Genomic DNA, 14,888 nt, shown 5'->3' with positions numbered 1-14,888 from the left:
CGAGGAGCAACACCATGAGCACCTACGACCTGCTGCTGACGAACGTCCGCGTGGTCCGGCACGACCGGCCCGAACCCGAGCTGATGGACATCGGCGTCACCGACGGACGGATCAGCCGCGTCGCCCCGCAGATCGACCGGGCGGAGGCCGCCCAGGTCGTCGACGGCGGCGGCCGGCTCGCCTTCCCCGGCGTGGTGGACGCGCACCAGCACTGGGGCATCTACAACCCGCTGAGCGAGGACGCCGTCTCGGAGAGCCGCGCCTCGGTGCAGGGCGGCGTCACCACGGCGCTGAACTACATGCGCACCGGGCAGTACTACCTCAACCGGGGCGGCCGGTACGCCGACTTCTTCCCCGAGGTGCTGTCCGCGACCGAGGGCCGCTCCTACATCGACTACGGCTTCCACCTGGCGCCGATGTCGCGGGAGCACATCGGCGAGGTGCCGTCCCTGGTCGAGGAGCACGGCGTCACCTCGTTCAAGATCTTCATGTTCTACGGCAGCCACGGCCTGCACGGCCGGTCCACCGACCAGAACTCGTTCCTGATGATCCCGGAGGGCGAGCGGTACGACTACGCCCACTTCGAGTTCGTGATGCGGGGCGTCCAGGCGGCCCGGGAGCGTTTCCCCGAGCTGGCCGACGAGATCTCGCTGTCGCTGCACTGCGAGACCGCCGAGATCATGAGCGCGTACACCAAGCAGGTCGAGCAGGACGGCACGCTGCGCGGGCTGGAGGCGTACCACGCCTCGCGGCCGCCGCACTCCGAGGGACTGGCCGTGTCGATCGCGTCGTACCTGGCGCACGAGACCGGTCTGCCGAAGATCAACCTGCTGCACCTGACCTCGGAGAAGGCTGTCGACGCGGCGCTGCGGATGGCGCGGGCGTTCCCGCACATCGACTTCCGCCGCGAGGTGACCATCGGCCACCTGGTCGCCGACATCGACACCGCGCACGGCCTGGGCGGCAAGGTCAACCCGCCGCTGCGCCCGCGCGCCGACGTCGAGGCGCTCTGGGGGTACGTCCTGGACGGCAAGATCGACTGGGTGGTCAGCGACCACGCCTGCTGCAAGGACGAGGTCAAGTTCGGTGAGCCGCGCGACGACATCTTCGTCGCCAAGTCCGGCTTCGGCGGCGCCGAGTACCTGCTGCCCGGCCTGGTCACCGAGGGCAACCGGCGTGGCCTGTCGTACCAGCGGGTGGCGGAGCTGACCTCGTGGAACCCGGCCCAGCGCTTCGGCCTGCGCAACAAGGGCGCGCTGCTGCAGGGGTACGACGCCGACATCTGCCTGGTCGACCCGGACTCGACCTGGACGGTGCACGCCGAGGACTCCGAGTCGACGCAGGAGTACACGCCGTTCGAGGGCTTCGAGCTGACCGCACGGGTCACCGACACCTTCGTCCGCGGGCAGCACGTGCTCGTCGACGGCAAGGTGACCGGCGAGCCGGCCGGCCGCTACCTCGCCCGCCCGCAGCGGTAGGGGGAACGACTGATGGCGGCGGTGGCGCGCAGTTACCTGTACGTGCCGGGCGACCGGGCGGACCTGCTGGACAAGGCGGCCGGGCGCGGCGCGGACGCGCTCGTGCTCGACCTGGAGGACGCGGTCACGCCGGCCCGCAAGGCGCAGGCCCGGGAGACGGTCGCCGGGTACCTGGGCGCCGCCGCGGCGGCCGGCCCCGAGCTGTGGGTGCGGATCAACAGCGACCAGGTCGAGGCGGACGTCGAGGTGCTCTCCCCCGCCGCGGCCGGGGTCTGGGTACCGAAGGCCGAGCCGGACCTGCTCGCCGAGGTCGACGCGGCGCTGACCCGGGTGCAGCGGCGGCTCGGCCCGGACGCCCCGGCGTTCCGGGTGGTGGCGCTGATCGAGACCGCCCGGGGCGTGCTCACCGCGCCGCAGGTGGCCGCCGCAGCGCGGGTGCTGCGGCTCGGCCTCGGCGAGGCGGACCTCGCCGGTGAGCTGGGGTTGCAGCCCGGGCCGGAGCGGGCGGAGTTCGCGCCGATCCGCTCCCAGGTCGTGGTCGCGTCGGCGGCGGCCGGCATCACCCCGCCGGTGGGACCGGTGGAGACGACGCTGCGCGACCCGGAGCGGCTGAAGCAGACCACCCGGGCGCTGCTGCGGCAGGGCTTCCGGGCGCGCAGCGCCATCCACCCCGGGCAGATCGCGACGGTCAACGAGGTGTTCACCCCCACCGAGGCCGAGGTGGCCTCGGCGCGGGCCGTGCTGGAGGCGCTGGAGCGGGCCGAACGCGGCGGCTCCGGGGTGGCCACCGACGCCGGCGGGCGGCTGCTGGACCGGGCGGTGGTACGGGCCGCCGCCGAGGTGGTACGCCGCGCCGAGGCATCCGCCGGGTGACACGTGACGCCGGGCCGGGGACCGTCGACGGGTACGACGTGTCCCGGCCCGGCGTGGGTCAGGGCGTGCCGAGCGTGGCGCGGGCGGCCAGGATGTGCGCCCGCATCACCGAGCCGGCCCAGGCCCGGTCGCGCGCCTCGAACGCGTCGATCAGCTCCCGGTGGTGCGACATGCTGCGCGCCATCGCCGCCTCGTCGTACCGGCGGAACGTGCGGTTCACCAGCGGCGTCTGCACCACCGCCCCGAGCAGCGCGCTCAACCGGCGGTTCCGCCCGGCGCCCAGGATGATCTCGTGGAACTGCGCGTTGCAGACCGCGATCCGGTCCGCCCGGTCCCGCCGCTGACCGGCCGCGTAGCCCTCCATCTCGGCGCACAGCTCGCGCAGCCGGGCGATCTCCTCCGGCGTGATCCGGGTCGCGGCCAGCTCGGCGCCGTACCCCTCCAGCAGGGCGCGCAGCTCGAAGATCTCCTCCAGGTCCTGCTCGCGCCAGGCCGGGACGGTGGCGCCCCGGTTGGCCTCCCAGTCCACCAGGCCCTCGGCGTGCAGCCGGCGCAGCGCCTCCCGTACCGGGGTGCGGCTCACCCCCACCGCGGCGGCGAGATCCTCCTCGGAGAGCTTCTTCCCCGGCTCGTACGCCCCACCGAGGATGCGCGTCTTGATCGACTCGTACGCCGACTGCGTGGCCCGGCCCATGCGTCCCCCTCTGTTCACCGATGGTGAACCTACATCGACGCGGTGGAACCGCCGTTGACGGCGTACTCCGAGCCGGTCACCTGCCGGGACCGGTCCCCGGCCAGGAAGAGCACCACCTCGGCGACGTCCTCCGGCTCGTTCATCCGGCCCAGCGGCAGCCGGCGCAGCTCGTGCACGACGTGGTCGGCGGCGGCGGAGACGTCGATGCCGAGCCGGAGCGCGACCGACTCCAGGTAGGCGTCCATGGTCGCGGTCCGGGTCGGGCCGGGCGCGACGGTGTTCACCCGTACGCCCCGGGAGCCGTACTCCAGGGCCAGGCCCTTGGCGAGGCTGAGCAGCGCGGCCTTGCTGACCGCGTAGTCGAGCATGTGCGGCTTGGGGTGCCGCGCCGCCTCGGAGCCGATGGTGACCACGCTGCCGCCGCCCCGCTCGACCATGAGCGGCACGAGCGCGCGGCACAGGCGCACGCAGGACATCACGTTCACGTCCCAGGTGCGCTGCCAGGCGGCGTCGTCGATGTCGGTGAACGCGTCCCGGTACGGCGCGAGCGCCACGTTGTTGACGAGCACGTCCGCGCCGCCGTACCGGCTGGTCACCTCCCGCACGACGGCGGCGACGCCGGCCGGGGTGCCCAGGTCGGCGGTCACCGGGACGCCCACGCACGCGGAGACGTCCAGATCGGCGGAGACCACCTCGGCGCCCTCGTCGGCCAGCCGGCGGGCCACGGCGAGCCCGATCCCCGATCCGGCGCCGGTGACGACGGCGACCCTGCCCCTCATCCGCTTCTCCCCTCGGTACCGCCGGCGAGCACCTCGTCGGTGTGCTCGCCGAGCGTCGGTGCGAGCCGGCCGGCCGGCAACGGCGAGCCCGACATGACGATCGGCGAGGCGACGCTGCGCAGCCGCCCGGCCACCGGATGCTCGACGATCGACACCAGGCCGGACCCGGCCTCTTCCTCCTCGCGGAGGATCTCCTCATAGCCGGCCAGCGGCGCGCACGGCACGTCGATCGCGGACAGCTCCGCCAGCCACTCGGCCGTGGTACGCCCGAGCAGCACCTCGGCGACCACCCGGTAGAGCCCGTCGGCGTTGGCGATCCGCTTGCCGACGGTGTCGTAGTCGGGGTGGCGCAGCAGGTCGGCGCGCCCGACCAGGGTGAGGAACCGCTCCCACTGCCGGCCGGTGTAGATCAGCACGCACAGGTGCCCGTCGGCGGTGGCGTACGGACGGCGGTTCGGCGCGGCGGTACGCGGGTAGAGCGGCGGCCCGGTGGGCGGGTCGAACGTCCAGCCGTCGAGCTGTTCGAGCAGGCCGAAGGCGACCATCGTGTCGTACATCGGCACCTCGACGCGCTGCCCCTCGCCGGTGGCGTCGCGGTGCCGCAGCGCGGCGAGCACGGCGGTGGACGCGGTGAGCCCGGTGATCTTGTCGGCGAGCGGCGTGACGACGTACCCGGGCTGGTCCTGGTTGACGCTCTGGAGCCGGGCGATGCCGGAGGCGCCCTGGATCACGTCGTCGTAGGCGGGCCGGTCGGCGTGCCGGCCGGTGCCCCGGAAGCCCGGGATCGCGCAGTAGACGATCGCCGGGTGCAGCGCGCGTACGTCGTCGTAGGTGAGCGCGAGCCGGGCCGCGGCGGCCGGGCGCATGTTGTGCACCAGCACGTCCACCGTCGGCACCAGCCGGTCGAACGCGGCCCGGTCGGCGGGCGCCTTGAGGTCCAGCAGGACGCTCTTCTTGCCCCGGTTCATGTTGAGGAACACCGCCGCCATGCCGGGGGTGCGGGCGGCGCCGAGCTGGCGGGCGATGTCGCCGCCCGGCGGCTCCACCTTGATCACCTCGGCGCCCAGGTCGGCCAGCATCAGCGTGCAGTACGGGCCTGAGAACGTGCTGGTCAGGTCCAGCACCCGCAGTCCGGTCAGCGGCCCGGTCACGGGAAGCCACCGGCCCGGCTCAGCATGCCCGGCAGCTCGGCGCCGAACACCTCGCCCAGCCACCTGGCGTTCCCGATCGCCGCCTCCTGCGACACCCCGGTGGCTGTCCCGGAGCGTTCCAACGCGTACACCACGTCCTCGGTGGCCACGTTGCCGGTGGCGGCCGGCGCGAACGGGCAGCCGCCGATGCCGCCGACGCTGGCGTCGATCGCCCGCGCCCCGGCCCCGACGGCGGCCAGGACGTTCGCCAGGCCCAGGTTGCGGGTGTTGTGGAAGTGCCCGCGCAGGCTCGCCCCGATGCGCTCGCGTACGGCGGTGAACAGGCGCTCCACCTGGGACGGCACGGCCACGCCGATGGTGTCGGCGAGCGCCACCTCGTCGGGCGCCACCGATGCCAGGTCGTCGACGACGCGCAGCACGCGCTCCGGCGGCGTCTCCCCCTCGAACGGGCAGCCGAACGCGGCACCGACCGTGACCGACGCGCGCAGCCCCTGCTCGCGGGCGCGGGGCAGCAGCCGCCGTACCTGCGCCACCGCCTCGGCGGTGGTCGTGCCCTGGTTGCGCCGGCAGAACGTGTCGGTGGCGACGACCACGAAGTTGACCTCGGTGACACCGGCGGCGACGGCCCGGTCCAGGCCGCGGCCGTTCATCACCAGGCCGATCGAGGCCAGGCCCGGCTCGTCGCGGACCAGTGCCGCCAGCGCGTCGGCGTCGGCGAGCTTCGGCACCCTCGCCGGGTTGACGAAGCTCGTCGGCGGGCTGCGCCGGAGCCCGCGATGACCGGGCCGTTCTCCGAGCGCCACTGGCACGAGGCCGAGACGTGGCCGCGCGAGCGGCTGGCCGCGTACCAGCTCACCCGCCTGAAGGCGCAACTGTCCTACGTGTACGCCGCCAGCGACTTCTACCGCACCCGGTGGGACGCGCTCGGCTTCCACCCGGGCGACGTCCGGGAACTGGCCGACCTGCGCCGCCTGCCGCTGGTCGGCAAGGCCGACTACGTGGCCGACCTGGCCGCCCACCCGCCGTGGGGCAGCGCCGTCGCCGCGCCGGTCGCGGACCGCCGCCGCGTGCACTTCTCCTCCGGCACCACCTCGAACCCGACCCCGGTGCTGTGGACCGCGCACGACCTGGACCGCTGGGCCGACCTGTACGCGCGGGCCGCGTACAGCCAGGGCGTCCGGGACACCGACGTGTACCAGTGCCTGTTCAGCTACGCCTGGTTCGTCGGCGGGCTCGGCGCGACAGCCGGCTACCAGCGCATCGGCGTGACGCTGCTGCCCGCCGGGTCCGGCGACACCCAGCGACAGATCGACACGATCTTCCGGTACGGCACCACAGCCGTCGGCGGCACGCCGTCGTTCATGCTGCACCTGGCCGAGACCGCGGAACGCGCCGGCACACCGCTGCGCGACTCACCGGTGCGGCGGATCCAGGTCGGCGGCGAACCCGGCGCCGGGGTGCCGGCCACCCGCGCGCACATCGAGCAGCGCTGGGGCGCCAAGTGCTTCGACGGGTACGGCAGCCTGGAGTTCCAGCCGATCGCCTGGGAGTGCGAGGAACAGGCCGGCGGCCACCTGGCCGAGGACTTCGCGTACGCCGAGGTGCTCGACCCGTACACCCACGAGCCGGTGCCCGACGGCGCACCCGGCCTGCTGGTGCTCACCCACCTGGACAAGCGGGCGAGCCCGCTGGTGCGGTGGGCCACCGGCGACGTGGTGGTCCGCGACAGCACCGCCTGCCCGTGCGGGCGCACGCTCGCCCGGCTGCCGGGCGGCGTCGTCGGCCGGGCCGACGACATGCTCGTGGTACGCGGGGTGAACCTGTTCCCGTCCGCCGTCGAGCAGGTCGTCCGGGCCACGCCCGGCGCCTGCGGCGAATACCTCATCGTCCTCGACGACGACGTCACCGACCCGGCGACCGGCTACCTCACCGGCATCAAGCTGCGCGTCGAGGTGACCGGCGACGGCCAGCGGGTGGCCCGCGAGCTGGCGCACGCCGTGCGCGCCGAGCTGACGGTGCGCGCGGTGGTGGAGACCGTCCCCGAGGGCACGCTGCCGCGCAGCACCCACAAGAGCAAGCGCGTCGTACGCGCCGACCGGAAGGTTCCGTGATGGACAGGCAAGCGTTCCTGGTCGGCGCCGTGCGTACCCCGCACGGCCGGTACGGCGGCGCGCTGCGCGACGTGCGGGTGGTGCGTCTGGGCGGGCTCGCCGGTGCCGAGGCGCTGGAGCGGGCCGGGGTGCCCGCCGAGGCGGTGGACGAGACGGTGGTCGCCAACTGCCGCCAGGCGGGCAACGGCCCGAACCCGGGACGGCAGATCTCGCTGGCGGCGGGCGTGCCGGTGCCGACGCCCGCGCAGACCATCAACATGGCCTGCGCCTCCGGCCTCAAGGCGGTGCAGCTCGCGCACCGGTCGGTGCGGTCCGGCGAGGCCGACGTGGCACTGGCGGTGGCCGCGGAGAGCATGAGCACGATGCCGTACCTGGCGCCGTACACGCTGCGCTGGGACGGTGTGCGCCGCGGCGACGTCCTGCTCCAGGACGGCTGGCGCGACGGCGGCACCGACCCGATCTGCGGCCTGAGCATGGGCGAGACCGCGGAGAAGGTCGCCCGCGAGTTCGGCGTGTCCCGCGCCGACCAGGACGCCTGGTCGGCGCGCAGCCACCAGCGGCTGGCCCGGGCCTGGGAGTCCGGCGCGATGGCGCAGGAGATCCTGCCGCTGGACGAGCTGGACCGCGACGAGACGGTACGCCCCGACACCACACCGGAACGGCTCGCCCGGCTGCGCCCGTCGTTCACCGACGGCGGCACGGTCACCGCGGGCAACGCCAGCCAGATGGCCGACGGCGCCGCCGCTGTCGTGGTGGCCGGCGGCGAGGCGGTACGGCGGTACGGGCTGACCCCGCTGGGCCGGATCGTCGGGTTCGCGGCCGTCGGCGTGGACCCGACGATGATGGGCGTCGGACCGGCCGAGGCCATTCCGCTGGCCCTGCACCGGGCCGGGCTGACCGTCGCCGACGTCGACCTGTTCGAGATCAACGAGGCGTTCGGCGCGCAGATCGTGCAGAACGTGCGCGCGCTGGGCCTGGACGAGGAGCGGGTGAACGTCAACGGCGGCGGGATCGCCCTCGGCCACCCGACCGGACAGAGCGGCGCCCGGCTGATCGTCTCGCTGCTGCACGAGCTGGCCCGCCGCGACGGCCGGTACGGCGTGGCGAGCCTCTGCGTCGGCGGCGGACAGGGCATCGCCGCCGTGATCGAGCGGGTGACCCGGTGATCGCCGTCGTGGTCGGCCTCGGGCCGATGGGCCGGGGCATCGCGCAGGTCCTCGCCGGGGCGGGGCACACCGTACGGGTCGTCGACGCCACCGCCGAGCTGGGCCGTGCCGGCCTGGAGCGGATCCGCGCCGACGGTGCCACCGGCGACCTCGGCGCCGCCGCCGACGTCGAGACCGCGCTCGCCGGCGCGGACGTGCTGATCGAGGCGATCGTGGAGGACATGGCCGCCAAGCGCGACCTGCTCGCCCGGGTCGCCGCCGCGGGCGGGCCGGACCTGCTCGTCGCCTCCAACACCTCGTCGCTGAGCGTCAACGAGATGGGCCGCGCGTTCGGCGCCCCGGAACGCCTGCTCGGGCTGCACTTCTTCAACCCGCCCACCCGGATGCGCCTGGTGGAGGTGATCGTCGGCGCGGCCACCGGCGAGGCGACGGTCCGGCGGGCGCTGGCGCTCGTGGAGTCGCTCGGCAAGACCGCTGTGGTGTGCCGGGACTCGCCGAACTTCATCGTCAACCGGGTCTGCCGGCCGCTGTACTACGAGGCGCAACTCCTCCTCGCGCAGGGCGTCGAGGCGGCGGTGGTGGACGCGGTCGCCCGGGGCGCGCTCGGGCACCCGATGGGTCCGCTGCAACTGCTCGACTTCACCGGGCTGCACACCCACCTGGCCTCGTCGGAGACCGCGCTGCGCGAGTTCGGCGACCCCCGCTACCGGCCCATCCCCCAGGTGCGTGGCCTGGTCCGGGCCGGTCTGACCGGCAAGGCCGCCGGCCGCGGCTTCTACGACTACGCCACCGAGCCGCCGCGCGACGCCAACGCCCGGGTGGTCCGGCGGCCCGGGGCGCCGAACGGTCCGGCGGCCCGCGTGGTGAGCCTCGGCGCGCCGACCCCGCAGCGGGTGGCGGAGCTGGCCCGGCTGGCGGCCCGGCAGAACGTGGTGCTGGACAGCTCCGACGCCGGCTGGGCCGAGGTGCTGCCCGCCGACGTCGGCTGGATCCGGCTGCACCGGCGCGCCGACGACGCCGTGTTCGCCGAGGTCGTCGAGGACCCGGTCGCGGGCGTCGCCGTCCCCGGCTTCGTCAACCGGCTGCTGGATCACCTCGGCGCGTCGTCGGTGCGGGTGCCGGCGCTGCCCGGCCTGGTCGGCGATCGGCTCGCCCACTGTCTGGTGAACGAGGCGGCCACTGTGGTCGAGGAGGGCACCGCCACCGCGGACGACGTGGACGTGGCGTTGCGCCTGGCGATGAACCATCCGCGCGGGCCGTTCGAGACGCTGCGGGCCGCCGGGGCGGGGACCGTGTACGAGGCCCTGCGGTCGATGGCCGACGCGTTCGGCGACCCCCGCTACCGGCCGGCGCAACTGCTGCGGCGGCAGGCGATCGGTGAGGCTAGGGCCGCCCGGTGACGCGGGGGGACGACACCGGCGTGGCCGTGCTGCGCGCGGGTGTGCTCGCCGGGCGGCACGCGGTGGTCACCGGCGCCGGCAGCGGCATCGGCCGGGCGGTCGCGATACGCCTGGCCGAGCTGGGCGCCCACGTCACCGGGCTGGGCCGGCACGCCGACACGCTCGCCGCCACCGGCGAGGCGATCACCGGCGAGGCGGCCACCGGGGGCGGCCGCTACACGTACGCGGTCTGCGACGTCCGCGACCACGACCGCGCCGCAGCCACCCTCGCCGAGGCAGGCGACGCGCACGGCATCGACCTGCTGGTGAACAACGCCGGCGGGCAGTTCTTCGCCCCGGCCACGCGGATCTCGGCGCGCGGCTGGGCCGCAGTCGTCGACCTGAACCTCACCAGTGTCTTCCACCTCACCACCGCCGCGTACCCGTACCTGCGGCGCACCCGCGGCGCGGTGGCGAACATGTCGCTGTCAGGGGTGGAACGCGGCGGGCAGGGCATGGCGCACGCCGTCGCGGCCCGCGCCGGCGTGCTCGGGCTGACCCGCACGCTGGCCCTGGAGTGGGCCGCCGACGGCATCCGGCTCAACTGCCTCGGACCGGGCACGGTGCTCACCGCCGCGCTCGACGCCGAGGCCGACCGGCACGTCCGGGACAACCTGGTGGACCGGGCCACGCCGCTGCGCCGCCCGACCCGCGCCGAGGAGGTCGCCGAGCTGGTGGCGTTCCTGGCCGGCCCGGCCGCCGCCATGATGACCGGCCAGCTCATCCAGCTCGACGGCGGCGCACACCTGGGACCGGGGCTGCACATGCTGGCGGAGGCGTACCGGTGAGCCGCGCCCTCGCCGACGTCGTGGCCGAGCACGTACGCCCCGGCCGACGGATCTACCTGGGCAACTTCGGCGCGCAACTGTTCGCCGTGGGCCACGAGATGATCCGGCAGCGGATCCGGGACGTGGACGTGGTGATCGCCTCCGGCGGGCTGCTGATGGACCAGTTGCTCGGCGCCGGGGTGCTGCGGTCGGCCACGTACGGCCACTGCTGGAGCCCGGTCGGCCCGGCGCCCGCCTGGAACTTCCGGCGCGCCGCGCAGGACGGCGACACCCGCGTCACGCTGCACGAGCTGAGCCTCGGGCTGCTCACCGCAGCGCTCACCGCGGGCGCCTGGCGGGTGCCGTTCATGCCGGTGCCGGACCTGCCCGGCACCGGCTACCTGGACGAGGACTGGAGCCGGGGGCGGCTGTCCTCGGTCGACTCGGCGTTCGGGCCGGCCCGGGTGGTCCGCGCCGAGCGGCCCGACGTGGCGTTCGTCCACGTGGACCTGGCCGACGCCGACGGCAACGGGGTGATCCGCGGCCCGCTCGGTGAGGTGCTCGTGGCCGCCCAGGCGGCCCGGCGCACCGTGCTCGTCGCCGAGCAGGTCACCGACGCCGAGACGGTACGCGCCACCGGGATCAGCATTCCCGGGCTGCTCGTCGACGCGGTGGTCGAGTCACCCGGCGCGGTGCACCCCGACGGCGCGGTCGGCCGGTACCCGCGTGACGTCGAGGCGTACCAACGGTATGCCCGCCGCTCGGCCACCGCCGACGGCTTCCGGCGGTGGCTGGCCGAGGAGGTGCTGTGACCACAGCGGACTTCCTGGTCCGGGCGGCGCGGGAGTTCCGGCGCGGCGGCTGGGTGTTCACCGGCTTCCACTGGCCGGTGCTCGCCGGCCACTGCGCGTACGCGCTGCCCGGCGAACCGTTCAGCCAGGTCTTCGAGGCCGGCGCCAGCGCGCACCGGCCCGGCGCGGACGTGCCGACCAGCACCACCGACTACCCGGCGTACGCCGGCGGGTTCGGCTGGCTGGGCGGCACCGCCGACGTGCTCCTGGCGATGGGCCACCGGTTCGACCGGGTGGTGCTCGACGCCGGCAACGTCGACCTGCGCGGCCGGATCAACTCGTCGTACCTGGGCCCCCGGGAGCGGCCCACGGTGCGGCTGCCCGGCGGCGGGGGCGCCGCCGACATCGCGGCGGCGGCACGGGAACTGGTGCTGCTGCACGGCGCACGGGATCCACGCCGGATCGTGTGCGCGGTCGAGCACGTGACCGCCGCGCCCGCCCCGGACGCGCTGGTGCGGCTGCACACCCGGTGGGGCGTGGTGCGGCTCGGCGCCGATCCGCGGCTGGAGGAGGTCACCGCGGACGGCGAGGTGCTGCGTGCCCACCTGGCCGCGCTCGGCGTACCCGTCGACGGCGCGGCGCCCCGGCCGCCGGTCACCGCGGCCGAACGCGCCGCGGCCGTCGGCGTGCTGCGGCGCGCCGCCGTACGGGGCTACTCAGTGGCGAAGGGAACGGACAGAGGATGACTGACGACGATCTCGATGAGCTGCGCCGGCAGGTACGGAAGCTGGTCGGTGAGTGGCGTGACGGCGACCGGTTCCGGCCGGTGTGCGACGCGTGGCTGCGCTCGTACGACACGGAGTTCAGCCGCGCGCTGGCGGACCGGGGCTGGATCGGCCTGACCTGGCCGCGCGAGTACGGCGGGCAGGCCCGCTCGAACCGGGCCCGGCTGGTGGTCACCGAGGAACTGTTGCGCGCCGGGGCGCCGGTGGCCGCGCACTGGATCGCGGACCGGCAGATCGGCCCGGCCGTCCTGCGGTACGGCTCCCCCGCGCTGCGCGAGCGGTACCTGCCGGCGATCGCCGCCGGTGCGGTGACGTTCTGCCTCGGCATGAGCGAGACCGAGTCCGGCAGCGACCTCGCCTCGGTGCGCACCACCGCCCGCCCGGACGGCGACGGCTGGCGGCTCACCGGCGGCAAGATCTGGACCAGTCACGCCCACCGGTCCACGCACGCGTACGTGCTGTGCCGCACCGGCACCGGCGGCGACCGGCACGAGGGCCTGACCGAGCTGATCGTGGACATGTCCGCGCCCGGCGTCACCGTCCGGCCGATCGTCGACCTGCGCGGCGAGCACCACTTCAACGAGGTCGTCTTCGACGACGTGCGGGTGCCCGGCGACCACGTGCTGGGCACCGCCGGCAACGGCTGGACGCAGGTCACCGAGCAGTTGTCCTTCGAGCGCGGCGGGATGGAGCGGGTGCTCAGCACGTACCCGCTGCTGGCCGCCACCGTCGACGCGTGCGCCGCGCGGCGGGACGCGGACGCCCCGCTGGGCGAGGCGCTGGCCCGGCTGGCCGGGCTGCGCGGCCTGGCCTGGCGCATCGCCGGTGAGCTGGACGCCGGGCAGGCCCCGGTGCACGCCGCGGCGGTGCTGAAGGACCTGGGCACCGAGTTCGAGGCCGACGTCAACGAGATCGCGCGTACCGTGCTCGACGTCGAGCCCGACCCCGACGGCGACGGACCGGCCGGGCTGCTCGCCCAGGGGCTGCTGGCCGCGCCGGGTTTCTCGATCCGCGGCGGCACCACCGAGGTGCTGCGCACCATCATCGCCAAGGGCGCCGCCCGCGCGCCCCGGCGCGGCGGCGACGAGCTGCGGGAGCTGACCGACGACGTGCTCGGCGGTCACGGCGGCGACCCGGACGGCCTGCCCACGCTCTGGTCCACAGTGCACGGGCTGGGCTGGACCGGGGTGTCGGTGCCGGAGGACGCGGGCGGCTCGGGCGGCACGCTCGCCGACCTGGCCGCGCTCGTGCGCGGGCTGGGTCGCCACGGTGTCTCCCTGCCGCTGGCCGGGACCGTGCTGGCCGCCCGGCAGCTCGCCGCCGCCGGTCGCGGCCTGCCCGAGGGCGTCGCCACCGTGGTCGCCGACGACGGGCTCGCGGTGGCCGGCGGGCGGCTGCGCGGCACGGCTGCCCGCGTGCCGTGGGCCGCCGCCGCGCGGACACTGCTGGTGTACGCGGGCGACGAGGCGTTCGTGGTGCCCGCCGACCACCCCGGCGTGCGGGTCACGCCCGGCCGCAACCTGGCCGCCGAGCCGCGCGACGACGTCGTGTTCGACGTGCCGGTCACCGGCGACACGCGGCTCACCGGCGTCGCGCCCGCCGGGGCGGTACGCGCCGAGGCGGCGTTGCTGACCGCCGCCGCGCTCACCGGCGCGCTGGAGACGGCTGTGGAGCACACCCGGCAGCACGTGACCACACGGGAGCAGTTCGGCCGGCCGCTGCTGGCGTTCCAGGCGGTCGGGCAGACCCTGGCCCGGATGACCGCGCACACGCTGCTCGCCGGCACCGCGCTGGACGCCGCGCTGGCCGGGCCGGACCCGCTGCGGGTCGCCGCCGCGCGGGTGCTCACCGGCCGGGCCGCGACGATCGTGGCGCGCGGCGCGCACCAGCTGCACGGGGCGATGGGCGTCACCCGTGAGCACCCGCTGCACCTGTCCACCCGCAGGCTCTGGTCCTGGCGGGACGAGAACGGCACCCAGCAGTTCTGGGCCGCCACGCTCGGCGCGGCGCTGGTGCCGCGCGGCAGCGCGGGCGTCTGGTCCTGGCTGACCGATCAGGAGGCTGAGTCATGAGCAAAGTGGAACTGCACAACGCGGACGGGCGCTGGACGCTCACGCTGAACGACCCGGACCGGCGCAACGCCATCGACGCGGAGATGCGCGACGCGCTCGGCGACGCGATCGCCGAAGTGGCGGCCGACCGGCACGCCCGCACGCTCGTGGTCACCGGCGCGGGCACGGCGTTCTGCGCCGGCGCCGACCTGCCCGCCATGTTCGGCGAGCCCGGCCGGAGCGTCGCGGAGATCCGCGCCGACCTGCACCGCGTCTACGACAGCTTCCTGCGGGTACGGGCGCTGCCGATCCCGACGATCGCCGCGGTGCAGGGACCGGCGGTGGGCGCCGGGCTGAACCTGGCGCTCGCGTGCGACACCCGGATCGTCGGGCCGAAGGCGAAGCTGATCGCCTCGTTCACGAAGCTCGGCCTGCACCCCGGCGGGGGCTGCACCTGGTTCCTCACCCGGGCGCTCGGCCCGGAACGCGCCCTGCAACTGCTGCTCGACGGCGGGAGCGTGGACGGCCCCGAGGCGGTACGCGTCGGGCTCGCCGCGACGCTCGCCGACAACCCGCTGGCGGCCGCGCACGAGCGCGCCGAACGGTGGGCGGCGCTGGACCCGGCGCTGGCCCGGGACATCAAGACATCGGTACGCACCGCGGAGACGGCCGGTTTCGCCGCCGCGCTGGAGTTCGAGTCGTGGGCCCAGGCGTCCTCCGCGACCGGGCCGGCGATCCAGGAGGCGGTGGCCGCGTTCCGCAGGTGACCCGTCCGCCGCGGGACCGGGCGGGGCGCCGCTGTG

At 75.3% G+C, this 14,888-nt stretch carries 14 protein-coding genes; 10 read left to right on the top strand and 4 right to left on the bottom strand.

The features are described 5' to 3' along the window. Positions 1-14 precede the first annotated feature (14 nt). Positions 15-1,478 carry a dihydroorotase family protein gene (locus ML5_RS23135; RefSeq protein WP_013476391.1) on the top strand — a complete coding sequence of 488 codons (1,464 nt, stop codon included), beginning with the start codon at positions 15-17 and terminating at the stop codon, positions 1,476-1,478. 12 nt (positions 1,479-1,490) lie between these two features. Continuing rightward, the gene (locus tag ML5_RS23130) at positions 1,491-2,351 is read left to right on the top strand and encodes a CoA ester lyase (protein ID WP_013476390.1); all 861 of its coding nucleotides are present in this window, start codon (positions 1,491-1,493) and stop codon (positions 2,349-2,351) included. A gap of 58 nt (positions 2,352-2,409) precedes the next feature. On the opposite strand, the gene ML5_RS23125 is transcribed toward ML5_RS23130, so the two are convergent. Genes ML5_RS23125 through ML5_RS23110 form a run of 4 tightly spaced genes read right to left on the bottom strand, consistent with a single transcriptional unit; the run spans position 2,410 to position 5,703 of the window. Further along, the gene (locus ML5_RS23125) at positions 2,410-3,045 is read right to left on the bottom strand and encodes a GntR family transcriptional regulator (RefSeq protein ID WP_013286904.1); all 636 of its coding nucleotides are present in this window, start codon (positions 3,043-3,045) and stop codon (positions 2,410-2,412) included. Between the two features lie 29 nt (positions 3,046-3,074). After that, positions 3,075-3,824, bottom strand: a complete 750-nt coding sequence (locus ML5_RS23120) for an SDR family NAD(P)-dependent oxidoreductase (protein ID WP_013286905.1) — start codon at positions 3,822-3,824, stop codon at positions 3,075-3,077. Beyond that, positions 3,821-4,975, bottom strand: coding sequence for a CaiB/BaiF CoA-transferase family protein (locus ML5_RS23115; RefSeq protein ID WP_013476389.1), 1,155 nt, complete (start codon positions 4,973-4,975; stop codon positions 3,821-3,823). Before ML5_RS23115 ends, ML5_RS23120 begins: the two co-directional genes overlap by 4 nt. Next, complete coding sequence (locus ML5_RS23110; RefSeq protein WP_225319489.1) at positions 4,972-5,703, bottom strand: hydroxymethylglutaryl-CoA lyase; 732 nt, start codon at positions 5,701-5,703, stop codon at positions 4,972-4,974. The genes ML5_RS23115 and ML5_RS23110 overlap by 4 nt, the downstream gene beginning before the upstream one ends. Before the next feature lie 48 nt (positions 5,704-5,751). Here ML5_RS23110 and ML5_RS23105 point away from each other — a divergent pair, with 48 nt between their 5' ends. Genes ML5_RS23105 through ML5_RS23070 form a run of 8 tightly spaced genes read left to right on the top strand, consistent with a single transcriptional unit; the run spans position 5,752 to position 14,852 of the window. After that, a complete protein-coding gene (locus ML5_RS23105; RefSeq protein ID WP_013476387.1) occupies positions 5,752-7,086 on the top strand; it encodes a phenylacetate--CoA ligase family protein in 1,335 nt (444 codons plus the stop codon). Then, complete coding sequence (locus tag ML5_RS23100) at positions 7,086-8,252, top strand: thiolase family protein (protein WP_013476386.1); 1,167 nt, start codon at positions 7,086-7,088, stop codon at positions 8,250-8,252. The genes ML5_RS23105 and ML5_RS23100 overlap by 1 nt, the downstream gene beginning before the upstream one ends. Then, a complete protein-coding gene (locus tag ML5_RS23095; protein WP_013476385.1) occupies positions 8,249-9,652 on the top strand; it encodes a 3-hydroxyacyl-CoA dehydrogenase NAD-binding domain-containing protein in 1,404 nt (467 codons plus the stop codon). Before ML5_RS23100 ends, ML5_RS23095 begins: the two co-directional genes overlap by 4 nt. Further along, positions 9,649-10,479, top strand: a complete 831-nt coding sequence (locus ML5_RS23090) for an SDR family oxidoreductase (protein ID WP_013476384.1) — start codon at positions 9,649-9,651, stop codon at positions 10,477-10,479. Before ML5_RS23095 ends, ML5_RS23090 begins: the two co-directional genes overlap by 4 nt. Continuing rightward, positions 10,476-11,270, top strand: a complete 795-nt coding sequence (locus ML5_RS23085; RefSeq protein ID WP_013476383.1) for a CoA transferase subunit A — start codon at positions 10,476-10,478, stop codon at positions 11,268-11,270. The genes ML5_RS23090 and ML5_RS23085 overlap by 4 nt, the downstream gene beginning before the upstream one ends. Next, a complete protein-coding gene (locus ML5_RS23080) occupies positions 11,267-11,995 on the top strand; it encodes a co-chaperone HscB (RefSeq protein WP_013476382.1) in 729 nt (242 codons plus the stop codon). The genes ML5_RS23085 and ML5_RS23080 overlap by 4 nt, the downstream gene beginning before the upstream one ends. Then, positions 11,992-14,106: an acyl-CoA dehydrogenase family protein gene (locus ML5_RS23075; protein WP_013476381.1), complete on the top strand. Its 2,115-nt coding sequence runs from the start codon at positions 11,992-11,994 to the stop codon at positions 14,104-14,106. The genes ML5_RS23080 and ML5_RS23075 overlap by 4 nt, the downstream gene beginning before the upstream one ends. After that, positions 14,103-14,852: an enoyl-CoA hydratase gene (locus tag ML5_RS23070; RefSeq protein WP_013476380.1), complete on the top strand. Its 750-nt coding sequence runs from the start codon at positions 14,103-14,105 to the stop codon at positions 14,850-14,852. The genes ML5_RS23075 and ML5_RS23070 overlap by 4 nt, the downstream gene beginning before the upstream one ends. Positions 14,853-14,888: the final 36 nt, after the last annotated feature.

Source organism: Micromonospora sp. L5 (genome assembly GCF_000177655.2).
GTDB classification, from domain to species: domain Bacteria; phylum Actinomycetota; class Actinomycetes; order Mycobacteriales; family Micromonosporaceae; genus Micromonospora; species Micromonospora aurantiaca.
Note: the sequence above shows the minus strand (reverse complement) of the source record. Positions and strands in the feature narration are given on the sequence as shown.

Bases quoted from the DNA above. Each gene is read 5' to 3' on its own strand.
- ML5_RS23130 (WP_013476390.1), top strand. From the start codon at position 1,491: ATGGCGGCGGTGGCGCGCAGTTACCTGTACGTGCCGGGCGACCGGGCG.
- ML5_RS23100 (WP_013476386.1), top strand. From the start codon at position 7,086: ATGGACAGGCAAGCGTTCCTGGTCGGCGCCGTGCGTACCCCGCACGGC.
- ML5_RS23120 (WP_013286905.1), bottom strand. From the start codon at position 3,824: ATGAGGGGCAGGGTCGCCGTCGTCACCGGCGCCGGATCGGGGATCGGG.
- ML5_RS23135 (WP_013476391.1), top strand. From the start codon at position 15: ATGAGCACCTACGACCTGCTGCTGACGAACGTCCGCGTGGTCCGGCAC.
- ML5_RS23125 (WP_013286904.1), bottom strand. From the start codon at position 3,045: ATGGGCCGGGCCACGCAGTCGGCGTACGAGTCGATCAAGACGCGCATC.
- ML5_RS23105 (WP_013476387.1), top strand. From the start codon at position 5,752: ATGACCGGGCCGTTCTCCGAGCGCCACTGGCACGAGGCCGAGACGTGG.
- ML5_RS23075 (WP_013476381.1), top strand. From the start codon at position 11,992: ATGACTGACGACGATCTCGATGAGCTGCGCCGGCAGGTACGGAAGCTG.
- ML5_RS23070 (WP_013476380.1), top strand. From the start codon at position 14,103: ATGAGCAAAGTGGAACTGCACAACGCGGACGGGCGCTGGACGCTCACG.